General features: G+C 65.2%; 13 protein-coding genes and 1 riboswitch. Of the genes, 8 read left to right on the forward strand and 5 right to left on the reverse strand.

Annotated elements, in window-relative coordinates:
* Positions 1 to 28: 28 nt before the first annotated feature.
* From BraRD5C2_RS00220 to BraRD5C2_RS00240, 5 genes are all read left to right on the forward strand, one after another.
* Positions 29 to 2,125, forward strand: coding sequence for a 3-hydroxyacyl-CoA dehydrogenase NAD-binding domain-containing protein (locus BraRD5C2_RS00220; protein WP_223965993.1), 2,097 nt, complete (start codon positions 29 to 31; stop codon positions 2,123 to 2,125).
* Positions 2,126 to 2,301: 176 nt separating this feature from the next.
* Positions 2,302 to 3,987 (forward strand): dicarboxylate--CoA ligase PimA, encoded by a 1,686-nt coding sequence (gene pimA, locus BraRD5C2_RS00225; RefSeq protein ID WP_223965995.1) that lies wholly within the window; start codon positions 2,302 to 2,304, stop codon positions 3,985 to 3,987.
* Between the two features lie 93 nt (positions 3,988 to 4,080).
* Positions 4,081 to 5,271 (forward strand): pimeloyl-CoA dehydrogenase large subunit, encoded by a 1,191-nt coding sequence (gene pimC / locus BraRD5C2_RS00230; RefSeq protein ID WP_223965997.1) that lies wholly within the window; start codon positions 4,081 to 4,083, stop codon positions 5,269 to 5,271.
* 152 nt (positions 5,272 to 5,423) lie between these two features.
* Positions 5,424 to 6,569: a pimeloyl-CoA dehydrogenase small subunit gene (gene pimD, locus BraRD5C2_RS00235; protein ID WP_223965999.1), complete on the forward strand. Its 1,146-nt coding sequence runs from the start codon at positions 5,424 to 5,426 to the stop codon at positions 6,567 to 6,569.
* A gap of 126 nt (positions 6,570 to 6,695) precedes the next feature.
* On the forward strand, positions 6,696 to 7,469 hold the full coding sequence (locus BraRD5C2_RS00240; protein ID WP_223966001.1) for an SDR family NAD(P)-dependent oxidoreductase: 774 nt from the start codon (positions 6,696 to 6,698) through the stop codon (positions 7,467 to 7,469).
* A 54-nt stretch (positions 7,470 to 7,523) separates the two neighbouring features.
* On the opposite strand, the gene BraRD5C2_RS00245 is transcribed toward BraRD5C2_RS00240, so the two are convergent.
* On the reverse strand, positions 7,524 to 8,732 hold the full coding sequence (locus BraRD5C2_RS00245; RefSeq protein WP_223966004.1) for an O-succinylhomoserine sulfhydrylase: 1,209 nt from the start codon (positions 8,730 to 8,732) through the stop codon (positions 7,524 to 7,526).
* A 76-nt stretch (positions 8,733 to 8,808) separates the two neighbouring features.
* A riboswitch (SAM riboswitch) is annotated at positions 8,809 to 8,888 on the reverse strand.
* A 133-nt stretch (positions 8,889 to 9,021) separates the two neighbouring features.
* Between BraRD5C2_RS00245 and BraRD5C2_RS00250 the strand changes: the two genes are divergently transcribed.
* The 3 genes from BraRD5C2_RS00250 (at position 9,022) to BraRD5C2_RS00260 (ending at position 12,953) form a co-directional block, all read left to right on the forward strand.
* Positions 9,022 to 10,128, forward strand: a complete 1,107-nt coding sequence (locus BraRD5C2_RS00250; RefSeq protein ID WP_212319760.1) for a 2'-deoxycytidine 5'-triphosphate deaminase — start codon at positions 9,022 to 9,024, stop codon at positions 10,126 to 10,128.
* 207 nt (positions 10,129 to 10,335) lie between these two features.
* Complete coding sequence (locus BraRD5C2_RS00255) at positions 10,336 to 11,391, forward strand: hypothetical protein (RefSeq protein ID WP_223966005.1); 1,056 nt, start codon at positions 10,336 to 10,338, stop codon at positions 11,389 to 11,391.
* 119 nt (positions 11,392 to 11,510) lie between these two features.
* A complete protein-coding gene (locus BraRD5C2_RS00260) occupies positions 11,511 to 12,953 on the forward strand; it encodes an MATE family efflux transporter (protein ID WP_223966007.1) in 1,443 nt (480 codons plus the stop codon).
* 150 nt (positions 12,954 to 13,103) lie between these two features.
* Here BraRD5C2_RS00260 and BraRD5C2_RS00265 read toward each other — a convergent pair whose 3' ends face one another.
* From BraRD5C2_RS00265 to BraRD5C2_RS00280, 4 genes are read right to left on the reverse strand one after another with little or no spacing between them, the layout of a single operon-like run.
* Positions 13,104 to 13,520, reverse strand: coding sequence for an SRPBCC family protein (locus BraRD5C2_RS00265; RefSeq protein WP_223966009.1), 417 nt, complete (start codon positions 13,518 to 13,520; stop codon positions 13,104 to 13,106).
* 36 nt (positions 13,521 to 13,556) lie between these two features.
* Positions 13,557 to 13,916, reverse strand: a complete 360-nt coding sequence (locus BraRD5C2_RS00270) for a VOC family protein (RefSeq protein ID WP_223966011.1) — start codon at positions 13,914 to 13,916, stop codon at positions 13,557 to 13,559.
* A gap of 56 nt (positions 13,917 to 13,972) precedes the next feature.
* Complete coding sequence (locus BraRD5C2_RS00275) at positions 13,973 to 14,812, reverse strand: helix-turn-helix transcriptional regulator (protein WP_223966013.1); 840 nt, start codon at positions 14,810 to 14,812, stop codon at positions 13,973 to 13,975.
* Positions 14,813 to 14,821: 9 nt separating this feature from the next.
* Positions 14,822 to 15,400, reverse strand: a complete 579-nt coding sequence (locus BraRD5C2_RS00280) for a methylated-DNA--[protein]-cysteine S-methyltransferase (protein WP_223966015.1) — start codon at positions 15,398 to 15,400, stop codon at positions 14,822 to 14,824.
* Positions 15,401 to 15,447: the final 47 nt, after the last annotated feature.

Raw genomic sequence — 15,447 nt, forward strand, 5'->3', positions numbered from 1 at the left:
CAAGAACAAGCATCCAGGGAGAGTCCCGGTGAGTGAAGTCGTCAAGCTCGAACGTCATGACAATATTGCCGTCGTCACGGTTAATAGTCCGCCAGTGAACGCGCTGAGCGCCGCCGTGCGCGGCGGCATCTTCGATTGCATCAAGAGCGCGATCGATGATGCGCAGGTCCAGGGCATCGTGCTGACCTGCGCCGGCCGCACCTTCATCGCCGGCGCCGACATCACCGAATTCGGCAAGCCGCCGAAGCCGCCCGGTCTCGCCGAAGTGCTGAGCCTGATGGAGAGTTCGCCGAAGCCGATCGTTGCCGCGATCCACGGCACCGCGCTCGGCGGCGGCCTCGAGGTCGCGCTGGCCTGCCACTATCGCGTCGCCACCAAGGACGCCAAGCTCGGCCTGCCCGAGGTGAAGCTCGGCCTGCTGCCGGGCGCCGGCGGCACCCAGCGCCTGCCGCGCGCGGTCGGTCCCGAGCTCGCGGTCAAGATGATCGTCGGCGGTGATCCGATCAGCGCCGATGCCGCGCTGAAGGCCGGCCTGATCGAGGAGATCGTCGAGGGTCCGGCGTCGGGCGGTGAGGCATTTGCGCGCAAGGTGGTCGCCGAGAAGCGCCCGCTGCGCAAGCTGCGCGATGACGACTCTAAGCTCGCGGCGGCCAAGGCCGACCGTTCGATCTTCACCAATGCCGTCGCTGCGCTGACCAAGAAGTCGCGCGGCCTCGAGGCGCCGTTCGCTGCCGCCGATGCCGTCGGCGCCGCGATCGACCTGCCGTTCGACGAGGGCCTGAAGAAGGAGCGCGAGGGCTTCCTCAAGCTGATGAACGGCGAACAGTCCAAGGCGCAGCGTTATGCGTTCTTCGCCGAGCGTGAAGCCGCCAAGATCTCCGGCGTTCCCGAGGGAACCAAGGGCCGCAACGTGGCGCGCGTCGCCATCCTCGGCGCCGGCACGATGGGCGGCGGCATCGCGATGTCGTTCGCCAATGCCGGCATCCCGGTCACGCTGATCGAGACCGGCGAGGAGCAGCTCAAGCGCGGCCTGGGCATCATGCAGAAGAACTACGAGGCGACCGCCGCGCGCGGTGGCATCCCGGCGGACGCGCCCGCCAAGCGCATGGCGCTGATCAACGGCGTCGTCGGCATCGAGAACATCGGCGACGCCGATCTCGTGATCGAGGCGGTGTTCGAGACCATGGCGGTCAAGAAGGAAGTGTTCGGCAAGCTCGATCAGTACGCCAAGCCGGGCGCGGTGCTGGCCTCCAACACCTCCTACCTCAACATCGACGAGATCGCGCAGGCGACCAAGCGTCCGCAGGACGTGCTCGGCATGCACTTCTTCTCGCCGGCCAACGTCATGAAGCTGTGCGAGATCGTGCGCGCCGACAAGACCGCGCCCGACGCGCTGGTGACTGCAGTTTCAATCGCCCGCAAAATCGCCAAAGTGCCGGCCGTGGTCGGCGTCTGCGACGGCTTCGTCGGCAACCGCATGCTGGCGCAACGCGGCAAGCAGTCCGAGAAGCTGTTGTTCGAAGGCGCGTTGCCGCAGCAGGTCGACGCAGTCGTCACCAAGTTCGGCATGCCGATGGGCCCGTTCGCGATGGGCGATCTCGCCGGTCTCGATATCGGCTGGCGCTCGCGCAAGGACCGCGGCATCAAGTCGGAGATCGCGGACGCACTGTGCGAAGCCGGCCGCTTCGGCCAGAAGACCGGCAAGGGCTACTACAAGTACGAGCAGGGCTCGCGCGCGGCGCTGCCCGATCCGGAGGTCGAGAAGCTGATCGACGAGACGCTGGCGCGCCTCGGCCGCAAGAAGCGCGTCGTCAGCGACGACGAGATCCTCGAGCGGATGATGTACCCGATGATCAACGAAGGCGCGAAGATCCTCGCCGAGGGCATCGCGGCGCGTCCGTCTGACATCGACGTGGTCTGGCTCTATGGCTATGGCTGGCCGATCTATCGCGGCGGCCCGATGTTCTGGGCCGACACCGTCGGCCTCAAGCACATCGCCGATCGCCTGGCCTTCTACGCCAAGGAGACCAACGATCCATCGCTCGAGCCGGCGCCGCTGCTCAAGAAGCTCGCCGACGAAGGCAAGACCTTCGCCTCGCTCGCCGCCGCGTCGAAGGCGGCGTGATCTTTCTTGGCGCCAGTTGCTCGGTGTTCGGGTTCCCTCTCCCCTTGTGGGAGAGGGTTAGGGAGAGGGGTGGCCGCATCGGCACTGCCCGTGTGAACCCCCTTCCCCAACCCCTCCCCACAAGGGGGAGGGGAGCCCACGCGCCGCTGCTCACCTAACAGGTGTTTAACGTTTCCATGACCTATCCCGGCGAACAATATTATCCCAAGGGCGTGCAGTGGAGCGACGAGATCAGGCGCGGCACCCTGCCGGACCTGCTCTCGAATGCCGCCGCCGAGTTCGGCACGCGTCCGGTGCTCGAATTCCGCGACCGGCAGATCAGCTACAGCGAGCTCGAAGCCCTGGTCGAGACCGCGGCGGCCGCGTTCATGCGGGCCGGCTACGGCAAGGGCACCTCGGTCGCGCTGTTTCTCGGCAACTCGCCCGATCACCCGATCAACTTCTTCGGCGCGCTGAAGGCCGGCGCCCGCGTCGTGCATCTGTCGCCGCTCGACGGTGAAATCGCGCTGTCGCACAAGCTCTCCGATTCAGGCGCACGCGTGCTGGTCACCAGCAACCTGTCGGCGCTGTTGCCGACCGCGCTGAAATTCCTCGCCAAGGGTCTGCTCGATCGCCTGATCGTTTGCGAGGATGACAATTGGGGCAAGGTCGGCACACCGCAGACCGCGTTGCCTGACAATCCCGCGATCATCACCCGCCGGCAATTCATCGACGGCGCAGTCAAGCCGTCGCAATGGCCCGCGGTCGACGTCGAGGACGTCGCGCTGCTGCAATATACCGGCGGCACCACGGGCCTGCCCAAGGGCGCGATGCTCAGCCACGGCAATCTCACCGCGGCGGTGTCGATCTATGACGTCTGGGGCAAGCCGGGGCGGCTCGAACGCAACGCGATCGAGCGCGTGATCTGCGTGCTGCCGCTGTTTCATATCTATGCGCTGACCGTCGTGCTGTTGTCGGTGATCCGGCGCGGCCATCTGATCTCGCTGCATCAGCGCTTCGACGTCGAGGCCGTGATGCGCGATATCGAGGTCAAGCGCGCGACGGTGTTTCCCGGCGTGCCGACGATGTGGATCGCGATCGCCTCGCTGCCCGACCTCGACAAGCGCGATCTCTCTTCGCTCGTGGTCGCCGGCTCCGGCGGCGCGCCGCTGCCGGTCGAGGTCGCCAAGATCTTCGAGCGCCGCGTCGGTATGAAGCTGAAGAGCGGCTGGGGCATGACCGAGACCTGCTCGCCCGGCACCGGCCATCCCAAGGAAGGGCCGGAGAAGCCGGGCTCGATCGGACTGATGCTGCCCGGCATCGAGATGGACGTGGTGTCGCTGGAGGATTCCACCAAGGTGATGCCGGTCGGCGAAGTCGGCGAAATCCGCATCCGCGGCCCGAACGTCACCAAAGGCTATTGGAACAGGCCGGCGGAGACCGCGGAGGCCTTCGTCGGCGACCGCTTCCTGACCGGCGACATCGGCTACATGGACACGGACGGCTATTTCTATCTGGTCGACCGCAAGAAGGACATGATCATCTCCGGCGGCTTCAACGTCTATCCGCAGATGATCGAGCAGGCGATCTACACGCATCCCGCCGTGCAGGAAGTGATCGTGATCGGCATTCTCGACGATTACCGCGGCGAGGCGGCAAAGGCCTTCATCAAGCTGCGCGACGGCGAGAAAGTGTTCTCGATCGACGAGCTGCGCACATTCCTCACCGGCAAGGTCGGCAAGCATGAATTGCCGGCGGCGGTCGAGTTCGTCGACGAACTGCCGCGTACGCCGGTCGGAAAGCTGTCGCGCCATGAATTGCGGCAGCAGCAGCCGAAGACATCTCAAACCACGCAACAAACCGCATCAGGATCGCGCTCTTGATCGACGATATGGTGCAATGAATCCGTCGTCGCGGCGTTTGCCGGGACGACACCGAGAATGACGAGGAAGTTGAACTTCAAAAAGGAGGATCCGATGGATCTCGCTTTCACCAGGGAAGAGATAGCGTTTCGCGAGGAGGTACGGGAGTTCTTCAAGAACAACGTGCCGCCGGAGACTCGGCGCAAGCTGCAGGAAGGCCGCCATCTGTCGAAGGACGAGATGGTCACCTGGTGGCGCATCCTCAACAAGAAGGGCTGGGGCGTCACCCACTGGCCGAAGGAATATGGCGGCACCGGCTGGACCACCGTGCAGCACTACATCTTCAACGAGGAGCTGCAGTCCTATCCGGCGCCGCAGCCGCTCGCCTTCGGCGTCAGCATGGTCGGCCCTGTCATCTACACCTTCGGCAACGAGAAGCAGAAGAAGGAATATCTGCCGCGCATCGCCAGTGTCGACGACTGGTGGTGCCAGGGCTTCTCGGAGCCGGGTTCGGGTTCGGACCTCGCCTCGCTGAAGACCAAGGCCGAGCGCCGTGGCGACAAGTGGATCATCAACGGCCAGAAGACCTGGACCACGCTCGCCCAGCACGCCGACATGATCTTCTGCCTCTGCCGCACCGACAACAACGCGAAGAAGCAGATGGGCATCTCCTTCATCGTGTTCAGCATGAAGTCGAAGGGCGTCACCGTCCGTCCGATCCAGACCATCGACGGCGGCCACGAGGTCAACGAGGTGTTCTTCGACGACGTCGAGGTGCCCTACGAAAACCTGATCGGCGAAGAGAACAAGGGCTGGGATTACGCAAAGTTCCTGCTCGGCAATGAGCGTACCGGCATCGCCCGGGTCGGCGTCTCGAAGGAGCGGCTGCGCCGCATCCGCGCGCTGGCTTCCAAGGTCGAGTCCGGCGGCCGTCCGGTGATCGAGGATCCGGCGTTCCGCGAGAAGCTCACAGCCTGTGAGATCGAGCTGAAGGCGCTCGAGCTGACCCAGCTCCGCGTCGTTGCCGACGAAGGCAAGCACGGCAAGGGCAAGCCGAATCCGGCTTCTTCGGTGCTCAAGATCAAGGGCTCGGAAATCCAGCAGACCACCACCGAGCTGCTGATGGAGATCATCGGTCCGTTCGCCGCGCCCTATGACGAGCACGGCGATGCCGGCTCGAACGAGAGCATGGATTGGACCGCGCAGATCGCGCCGAGCTACTTCAACAACCGCAAGGTCTCGATCTACGGCGGCTCCAACGAGATCCAGCGCAACATCATCAGCAAGGCGGTGCTGGGGCTGTAGGCCTCACCATTATCGTCATTCCGGGACTTCGCGTAGCAAAGAGCCCGGAAGCCATAACCACCATCGGGAGTATGGATTCCGGGCCTGGCCCTTCGGGCCATCCCGGAATGACGCCGCGGATAGCATCAGCACTTTGACAATAGGGAACGAACATGGATTTTGATCTGTCCGAGGAGCAGCGGCTTCTCAAGGAAAGCGTCGACGGTTTGCTGGCGGATGCCTACGACTTCGATGCGCGCAAGAAGTACATGAAGGAGAAGGGCGGCTGGAGCAAAGCGCTCTGGGGCAAGCTCGCCGAGCAGGGCCTGCTTGGTCTGCCCTTCGCCGAGACCGACGGCGGCTTCGGCGCCGGCGCGGTCGAGACCATGATCGTGATGGAAGCGCTCGGCAAGTCACTGGTGGTCGAGCCCTATCTCGCCACCGTCGTGGTCGCCGGCGGCTTCCTGCGCCATGGCGGCTCGGCCGACCAGAAGGCCAAGTACATTCCCGGCATCATCGACGGCAGCAAGACCTTCGGCTTTGCGCAGCTCGAGAAGAACTCGCGCTACGACCTGTTCGACGTCGTGACCACGGCGAAGAAGAAGGGCGACGGCTGGGTGATCGACGGCGAGAAGTTCGTCGTGCTGAACGGCGAGAACGCCGACACGCTGATCGTGACCGCGCGCACCAAGGGCGGCCAGCGCGACAAGACCGGCATCGGCGTGTTCCTGGTTCCGGCCGACGCCAAGGGCGTCACCAGGAAGGGCTATCCCACCCAGGACGGCCTGCACGCGGCCGACATCACCTTCACCAATGTTGAGGTCGGTGCGGATGCTGCGATCGGCGATCCCGAGAACGGCCTGCCTCTGATCGAGCGCGTCGCGGACGAAGCCCGCATTGCGCTGTGCGCGGAAGCCGTCGGCGCGATGGACGAGTCGCTGAAGGAGACCGTCGAGTACATCAAGACCCGCAAGCAGTTCGGCGTTGCGATCGGCTCGTTCCAGAGCCTGCAGCATCGCGCCGCCGACATGTTCGTGGCGCTGGAGCAGGCCCGCAGCATGTCGATGTTCGCGACCATGGCGTCGGACTTCAGCGATGCCAAGGAGCGCTCGTCCGCGGTCGCGGCCGCCAAGGTGCAGGTCGGCAAGTCCCTGAAGTTCGTCGGCCAGCAGTCGATCCAGCTTCATGGCGGCATAGGCATGACCATGGAAGCCAAGATCGGCCACTACTTCAAGCGGCTGACCATGATCGAGAACACGCTCGGCGACACCGACTACCACCTCCGTCGCGTCAGCGAGGGCGGCGGGTTGCTGGCGTAGTTGCCGCCGTCATTCCGGGGCTCGCGAAGCGAGAACCCGGAATCTCGCGCCACAACTTCTGGATTCCGGGTTCGCGACTGTGTTCGCGCCCCGGAATGACGTGTGAACCTCAGGGAGGCAACAACAATGAAAAACACCCCGTTCGATCTCACCGGCCAGGTCGCAGTCGTGACCGGTTCGAGTCGCGGCATCGGCCGCTCCTCGGCGGAGCTGCTGGCAAAACTCGGCGCCAAGGTCGTGATCTCCTCGCGCAAGGCGGATGCCTGCCAGGAGGTCGCCGACGGCATCAAGAAAGAGGGCGGTGACGCGCTCGTCATCCCCTGCAACATCGCGCGCCGCGCGGAGGTCGAGGGTCTGATCTCAGGCACGATCAAGCACTACGGCAAGATCGACATCCTGGTCTGCAACGCTGCGGTCAATCCGTATTACGGCCCGCTGCTCGACATCACGGACGAGGCCTTCGACAAGATCATGGGCTCGAACGTCAAGAGCAACATCTGGCTTTCCGCGTTGGCGATCCCGCAGATGGCGGAACGCGGCAAGGGCTCGGTCGTGATCATCTCCTCGATCGGCGGACTTCGTGGTTCTACGGTGATCGGCGCCTACGGCATCTCCAAGGCGGCCGACTTCGCGCTGTGCCGCAGCCTCGCCGGCGAATGGGGCCCGAAGGGCGTGCGCGTCAACTGCGTGGCGCCGGGTCTGGTGAAGACCGATTTCGCCCGCGCGCTGTGGGAGGATCCGGACAATCTGAAGCGCCGCACCGCATCGACACCGCTCCGCCGCATCGGCGAGCCCGACGAGATCGCGGGCGCGGTGGCCTATCTCGCTTCCGATGCCTCGACCTTCATGACCGGCCAGACCATCGTGGTCGACGGCGGCGTGACGACGGCTGCGACGTAGTTCTCAAGAGAAGCCATCGTGGCCGGGTTAGCCCGGCCACGACGCGTGTTCGCCTCAAACCTGCTCCAGCGCGCGCTCAAAATCCTCGATCAAATCGTCGGGGTGCTCGAGCCCGGCCGAGAAACGAATAAAGCCTTCGCTGATGCCGAGCTCGGCGCGGGCCTCCGGCGCCAGGCGCTGATGCGTCGTGGTCGCGGGATGCGTCACCAGGCTCTTGGCATCGCCGAGATTGTTGGAGATGCGCGAGATCTTCAATGCGTTGAGGCAGCGGAAGGCGCCGGCCTTGCCGTCCTTCACCTCGAAGCCGACCAGCGTCGATCCGGCGCCCATCTGCTTCTTCACTGTGTCGGCCTGCGGATGATCGGGGCGGCCGGGATAGACCAGCCGTGTGATCTTCGGATGGTTGGCCAGCGCCTCGGCGATCTTCGCCGCGTTCTCGGTCTGCGCGCGGACGCGGATACCGAGCGTCTCGAGTCCCTTCAACAGCACCCAGGCGTTGAACGGCGACAGCGACGGGCCGGTCTGGCGCATGAAATTGTGGATGTGCTCGGCGATGAAAGCTTCCGACGACAGGATGACGCCGCCGAGGCAGCGGCCCTGGCCGTCGATATGCTTGGTCGCCGAATAGACCACGACGTCGGCGCCGAGCGACAGCGGGCTCTGCCAGATCGGCGTCGCGAACACATTGTCGACGATCAGCCGGGCGCCGCCGCTATGCGCGATCTCTGCGATCGCGCCGATGTCGAGCACGTCGAGCGTCGGATTGGTCGGGCTTTCGAGAAAGAAGGTCTTGGTGTTCGGCCGTAAGGCGCGCTGCCACTGGTCGAGATCGAGGCCGTCGACCAGCGTCGTCTCGATGCCGTAGCGCGGCAACAGGTCCTGCACGACATAGAGGCAGGAGCCGAACAGCGCCTTCGACGCCACCACGTGATCGCCAGCCTTCAGCGGCGCGAGGATCGCGGTGGTCACCGCGGCCATGCCGGTCGCGGTCGAGCGCGCGGCTTCCGCGCCCTCGAGCTCGATCATGCGGCGCTCGAACATCGCAATGGTCGGGTTGGAATAGCGCGAATAGATGAAGCCGGGATCCTGGCCCTTGAAGCGCGCCTCGCATTGCTCGGCGGTGTCGTAGACATAGCCCTGGGTGAGAAACAGCCCTTCCGACGTCTCCCCGAATTGCGAGCGGAGCGTGCCGCCATGGACGAGGCGGGTTTCAGGACGGAAGTGGGCAGTAGACTTGGATTCAGAAGACTTGGATTCAGACATGTGACCTCCGAAGTGGCCATTTCCCTCGGAAATTGGCCACAAAAAAACCGGCCTGGAGAAACCTCCACAAGCCGGGATCACACTGTCCCCGGCCTGTTTAGCGACTTATTTAACGTGGCTGCAAGCCGGCCGGCTCAAATCACCACGGGATAAGTGCAGCTGATATTCCCTCGCGCCCTTTCCGTCAAGACGGTCATCGGATAACCCGTAAAAGCCCATAATTTGGGGCTTGGTGGCCGCTCAGAGTATGATTTTGGGCCATCTCGAGGGATCGCCGAGGGACCGCGACGTGTCGTTCACGCTGGAAGATGAATCCAACGGAATCCTCCCCGACCGCATGATCGCGGAGATGGCGGAGGCCGGCCTCATTCTGCCCGCCTACGACTTCGTCGAGAGCCAGATCCAGCCGGCGAGCCTCGATCTCCGCCTCGGCGACATCGCCTACCGCGTCCGCGCCAGCTTCCTGCCGGGCCCCGGTGCCACCGTCGCCGAGCGGATCGACCAGCTCAAGCTGCACGAGATCGATCTCTCCGACGGCGCGGTGCTGGAGACCAATTGCGTCTACATCGTGCCGCTGCTGGAGAGCCTGGCGCTGCCGCCGGAGATCGTGGCCGCGGCCAATCCGAAGAGCTCGACCGGACGGCTCGACGTGTTCACCCGCGTGATCGCCGACGGCACCCGCCGCTTCGACATGATCGGTGCCGGCTATCACGGTCCGCTCTACGCCGAGATCTCGCCGAAGACGTTTCCCGTGCTGCTGCGCGAGGGCTCGCGGCTCAGCCAGGTCCGTTTCCGGATCGGCGAGGCGACCCTGACCGCGGACGAGCTCGATGCGCTGCATGCCGCCGAGCGGCTGGTGGATGCGGACAATGCCGATCTCACCCACGGCGTCGCGCTGTCGGTCGATCTCTCCGGCGAGAACTCGGGCGGCTTCGTCGGCTATCGCGCCAAGCGCCACACCGGCGTGGTCGATGTCGATCGTCGCGGCGGCTATTCGGTCGAGGAATTCTGGGAGCCGATCAAGGCGCGGCCCGACGGCAGCCTCATCCTCGATCCCGGCGAGTTCTACATCCTGGCGTCGAAAGAGGCGGTGCAGGTGCCGCCGGACTACGCCGCGGAGATGGTGCCGTTCGATCCGCTGGTCGGCGAATTCCGCGTCCACTATGCCGGCTTCTTCGATCCCGGCTTCGGTTATGCCGGCGCCGGCGGCAAGGGCGCGCGCGCCGTGCTTGAAGTGCGCTCGCGCGAGGTGCCGTTCATTCTCGAGCATGGCCAGATCGTCGGCCGCCTCGTCTATGAACGCATGCTCGAGCGCCCGGACGCGCTCTATGGCCAGCGCATCGGCTCGAACTATCAGGCGCAGGGCTTGAAGCTCTCCAAGCATTTTCGCGTGTAATTCCGTAGTCCGGATTTCGCGTCGTCCTCCGCTGTCATTCCCCGCGAAAGCGGGGAGTCCAGTACGCCGCGGCCTCTCGATCGACAACGACTGTCTCTGGAATACTGGATCGCCCGATCAAGTCGGGCGATGACACCGCGCTTGGGTTTGGTTGCGTCGCCGCGCCCGTGATGACACAGTCCAGAAAACAACAAGCCGGGAGCGAACATGAGCGCCGCAACAGATTCAGCGCAGCAAGAAGCGCAGTGGCGGAAGTGGCGCAGCGTCGCCGATCTCTATCACGCCTTCTTCACCGGGTTGATCCTCACCGTGGTGACGCGGCGCGGCACCGCCGATGCCGCCGAGTTCGTCTTCCGCGTGTTTCGCCGCCAGCAGCAGGAGCGCTTCCTGCCCGGCTTGAAGAAGCTCGGCCTCGACGGCCTGCCGCCTGCGGTCGCGGCCGCGCAGTATCACTATCTCTCCAACTGGATCGGCGGCGTGCATGTCGAATACATGGTCGAGAGCGACCGCAAGGCCTGGATCCGCTATCCGCCGCCGCGCTGGATCTGGAAGGGCACGGCGATCTGCGGCGTGCCCGGCGAGGTCTCGCGCGCGATGCTGCGCGGCTGGCACGCCAACAACGGTGTCGCGCTCGGCGATCTCAGGCTCGGCTTCGTCTGCACCAAGCAGAGCGTCGACGGCCAGGACGGGCTCGAGGGCTATTACTGCGAATACGATCATCCGCTCGAACTCGACCAGCGCCTGGTGTTCGCGCGCCACCTCGAGGCGCCGCTGTTCGACCCGAAGACCGCGCCGGCGCTGCCGGTCGACAACTGGCCGAAGCCGCGACTGGAAAAGGCCTATCGCAACTACGCGATGGAATATGTGAAGACCGCCGCGCCCGTCATCGTGCAGGTGTTCGGGCCTGAGGACGCGAGCTATCTGCTGCATCTCACCGGCAAGCTGATTGGCATGCAGTATTTCGACGAGGTCGCGCAGGCGCTCGGCGGCGGTCGTGGCCGTGCCACGGAATTTGCCGCATTTCTGCGCACTCTCTTCGAGTCGCAGGATGATGTCGCTGAGATCAGCGGGTCCGAGGGCCAGTTCGAGATCCGCCAGCAGGGCTGGAAACTGATGGCCGATGTGGCCGATTATCATCCGGCCTGCGCCAGCGTTCTGACGGGTCTGCTTGAAGGGCTGGCGGCCGGCTGCGGACGCCATATTCCGGTGCATCTGAAGCCGAATGGCGCCGCCGGCGCGCCGTTCGTCTGGTCGATCGGCTAGACCAGAGGTTCACCTGCAATCACGCAGGCCCCCCTTGCGTCCCGCGCACGTGGAATCCGCGTTCGCCATGGTAGGGAAACACCATGGCGCGGCTCCCCAGATCGCGCGTGGGAGTGGAAATGTCCGACCTCGGCCTCGCCGAAATACCTGTCGACGAACAAGAACGGCCGCTGCCGCCGCCGGTGACGAGACCCGCGCGCAATGCGCTGCTCGACGGGCCGATCTTGCGCACGCTGTTGTGGCTGGCGTGGCCGAACGTGATCGCGCTTTCCGCCGGCACCTGCGTGGTGATCGCGGAGACCTCCTACATCGGCCGGCTCGGCGTCGAATCGCTCGCGGCGATGGCGCTGGTGTTTCCCTGCGTGATCCTGACCATGACGATGTCCGGCGGCGCGATGGGCGGCGGCGTCGCATCCGCGATCGCGCGCGCGCTCGGCGCCGGCGAGATCGAGCGCGCCTCGACGCTTGCCATGCATGCGCTGCTGATCGGATTGACGTTCGGTGCCACCTTCATGCTGGGCATGCTGATCTTCGGTCCGCGCCTGCTCGAATTGCTCGGCGGCCGCGGCAACGTGCTGGCGAATGCGATCGCCTATTCGCAGATCTTCTTCGGCGGCGCGATCCTGCCCTGGCTGATGAACACGATGGCCGGGATCCTGCGCGGCACCGGCAACATGAAGCTGCCGTCGACCATGATCCTGTCCTCGGCGGTGTGCCAGATCATTCTCGGCGGCACGCTCGGGCTCGGCCTCGGGCCGGTGCCGCAATTCGGCATGCGCGGCGTCGCGGCGGGTTCGCTGATCGCCTATTCGATCAGCATCAGCGTGATGGGCTGGTATCTGTTCTCGGGCCGTGCCCGCGTGAAGCCGAAACTCAAGGGGTTGCGCGTGCAATGGGCGATGTTCATCGACATCCTCAGGGTCGGCGCGGTGTCCTGCTTCTCGCCGCTGCAATCGGTTCTGACGATCTCGATCTTCACCCACATGCTGGCGCAGTTCGGCACCGCGGTGCTTGCCGGCTATGGCATCGGCGCGCGGCTCGAATTCATGCTGACCTCGGTCGCCTTCGCGGTCGGCATCGCCTCGGTGCCGATGATCGGCATGGCCGTCGGCGCCGAGCGCGTCGCGCGTGCCCGGCGCATCGCCTGGACCGCGGGCACGATGTCGTTCTTCGCGGTCGGTGTGGTCGGCAGCTTCATCGCCGCCTTCCCCGACCTCTGGGTCAACCTGTTCACCAACGATCCGCATGTGCGGGCGACCAGCCATCAGTACCTGTCGACCGCCGCGCCGATGTACGCCTTCATCGGCCTCGCAATGTCGATGTATTTCTCCTCGCAGGGCGCTGCGAAGGTGCTGGGTCCGGTGCTGGCGCAGACCGCGCGGCTGATCTTCATCGGCACTGGCGGCTGGTGGCTGTCGACGCATGAGGCGAGTGCGCAAGATTTCTTTACACTCGCCGCCGCATCGATGGGCGTGCTCGGCGTGCTCTCCTGCCTCAGCGTGATCCTGACGCGCTGGGGCAAGTCGGCCCCAGTTGTCGGGGCGCAGCCGGCGCTGTCTTAGGCAATTAAACCCGTCATCCTGAGGTGCGAGCGCAGCGAGCCTCGAAGGATGCACGGCCTCGAAGCTTCAGCGTACGCCCGTGGGAAAAGTCGGGCCGTCGCCCTTCGAGGCTCGCTTCGCGAGCACCTCAGGGGACGGTGACAGGATTGATTACGCCGCGTTCTTGTCCCGGGCCGATTGGGACTGTGCGGCCTGCATCGCCGCGGCGCCAAGGTCCATCTGCGCGTCCATGTAAGGCGCGATCTCGTGCGGCAGCACGTCGGCGATCCACACCACCCGGCAGCGCGCATCACCCTCGGCAAACACCTGCACCGAGGCGGAATGCTGCTTCACCCGCTCGCTGGTGATCGCATAGACCAGACGTCGTCGCTTGTCGTCGCAATCGACCAGCGTCTCACGCGCCATGGTGCCGTTGGCGAAGCTGACGGTGCGGACGTCGCCGGCGAGTTGCGTGTCGGTGACGAAGCCCGGCACCAGCCGCGTATGCAGCGCGCCGAAATCGCGCAGTGCGTCCCAGACATGATCGGCCGGCGCGTCGATCGGGATGTCCTTGTGAATTGAAGCCATGGAATGTGGTCCTTTAATCAGGATGACGATTGAGGTTTAGGTCGACACCGCCTCGACATTGTTGCCGTCGGGATCGAGCAGGAACGCCGCGTAGTAGGTCGGGCTGTAGTCCTTGCGATGGCCCGCCGCGCCGTTGTCCTTGCCGCCGGCCTTCACGCCTTCGGTGTGGAATGTCTTGATCGCGTCATGGCTCGGGGCGCGGAACGCGATGTGCGCGCCGCCTTGCGCCTTGCCCTTGTGCAGATGCAGCCAGAGCGCAGGCTCGCCTTTCGGGCCGAAGCCCGCGCCGCTGTCGTCGCGCGAGCAGAGCACTAAGCCGAGCGGCGCCAGCACCGCGGTGTAGAAGCGGACGCTGGCGTCGAGGTCGGCGACGCGCAATCCGATGTGGTCGTACATGATGGAGTCTCCGGTCGTTGCGCGCGTCGATGGACGCGCGGACCGGGAGAACCTAGCTATTGCAGCGCAAGGCGTTCTTGGAGAATCTTGCGGTCGCCGCGGGAGGCCTGACGGAATTTCAGCGGCGAGGCGCCGGCGGCGCGGTGGAAGCTGCGCACGAAATTGGAGAGATCGCCGAAGCCGACGTCATAGGCGATATCGGTGACCGGGCTGTCGTCATCCACCAGCCGTCGCGCTGCATGGCGCAGCCGCGAGCGCACCAGATATTGATGCGGGGTCACGCCGAGCACCGCTGAGAACAACCGCAAGAAATGGAAGGTGCTGAGCCCGGCCTGCTCCGCGGCATCGTCGAGATCGATCTGATGGTGCGAATTGGCGTCGATCCACAGCGCCGCTTCAACGGCGCGGCGGCGGTCGCGCAGGCCGGCGGTGAGGGGCTTCGCCTTGCGGTCGGACACCAGCTCGACAAGGCGGCTGGCGAGGAGATGGCCGACCTCATCGAGGCCGACGTCGCTGTTGCCAGCTGCCGCCGTTTGGGCGAGCTCCCCGATCACCATCAGTTCGGGCAGCGGCGGCACCGAGCCGACCTGCCAGACCGAGGTGCGGTCGCCGATGGTCTCGACCAGCTCCGGGTCGAGGAAGAACGACAGGCATTCGTCGCCGACCACATGGTCGTGCGTGCAGGTGTATTCGTCGCCGGGATGGCCGACCAGAATCGAGCCTGCGACCAGCTCATGGAAGCGGCCGCGGCAATGGCAACCGAAGCTGCCGCTGCGCACATAGGACACCGAGTGGCAGGCGAACTGTTCGACGAACGGCTTGTCGCCGGGCTCCGCCGTGCAGCGAAACTCGTTCACCGTGATGCGATCGCGCTGCAACAGTGTGGTCCGCGTCATACCCCAGATTTAGGCTTGCGGTCGGGGCCGCGCAACGGGCAGCAGTACGTCAAACAGGGTCTTGCTGATGGTCGGCTGGGCGCCTTCGATCGAGAGCAGCCGCCGCTTGGAGACGCTGCCGCCGTTGAGCGAGATCCGGTCGGCATAGTGGCCCGCCTCGAGCACGCGGTGGCAGGGCACGATGATCATGAAGGGATTGCGGCCGAGCGCCTGCGCCACCGAATAGGCCGCACCGGACGCACGCAGGGCGCTCGCCACCTCGTCATAGGTCCGGGTCTCGCCGCGTGGAATGCGGCGGACCGTCTGATAGACGCGCTGGTTGAAGGCCGGGATGGCGCTCATGTCGAGCGCAACGCCCGTGAGATCCGCATCGTCGCCGCGCAGGATCGCTGCAATGCCCTCGATCGCGATCTCGATCTCCTCGGGGGGCCGCGTCTCGCGTGCGTCGGGGTAGTGCTGGAACAGCCGTTTGCGGGTCTCGATTTCGCGGAGCTCGGGAAGCTGGACCCCGACGACGCCGGCTTCGCCCCATGCGATGCCGCATCGGCCGATTGCCGTGTCGAAAATGGTGTACCCACGCCCCGCCATGACGCCCCCACATGCGAGCATAGCATCGTCGCGGTGCGGCGCATCCG

Origin of the sequence: Bradyrhizobium sp. RD5-C2 (assembly GCF_019972155.1) — a bacterium.
Classification (GTDB): domain Bacteria; phylum Pseudomonadota; class Alphaproteobacteria; order Rhizobiales; family Xanthobacteraceae; genus Bradyrhizobium.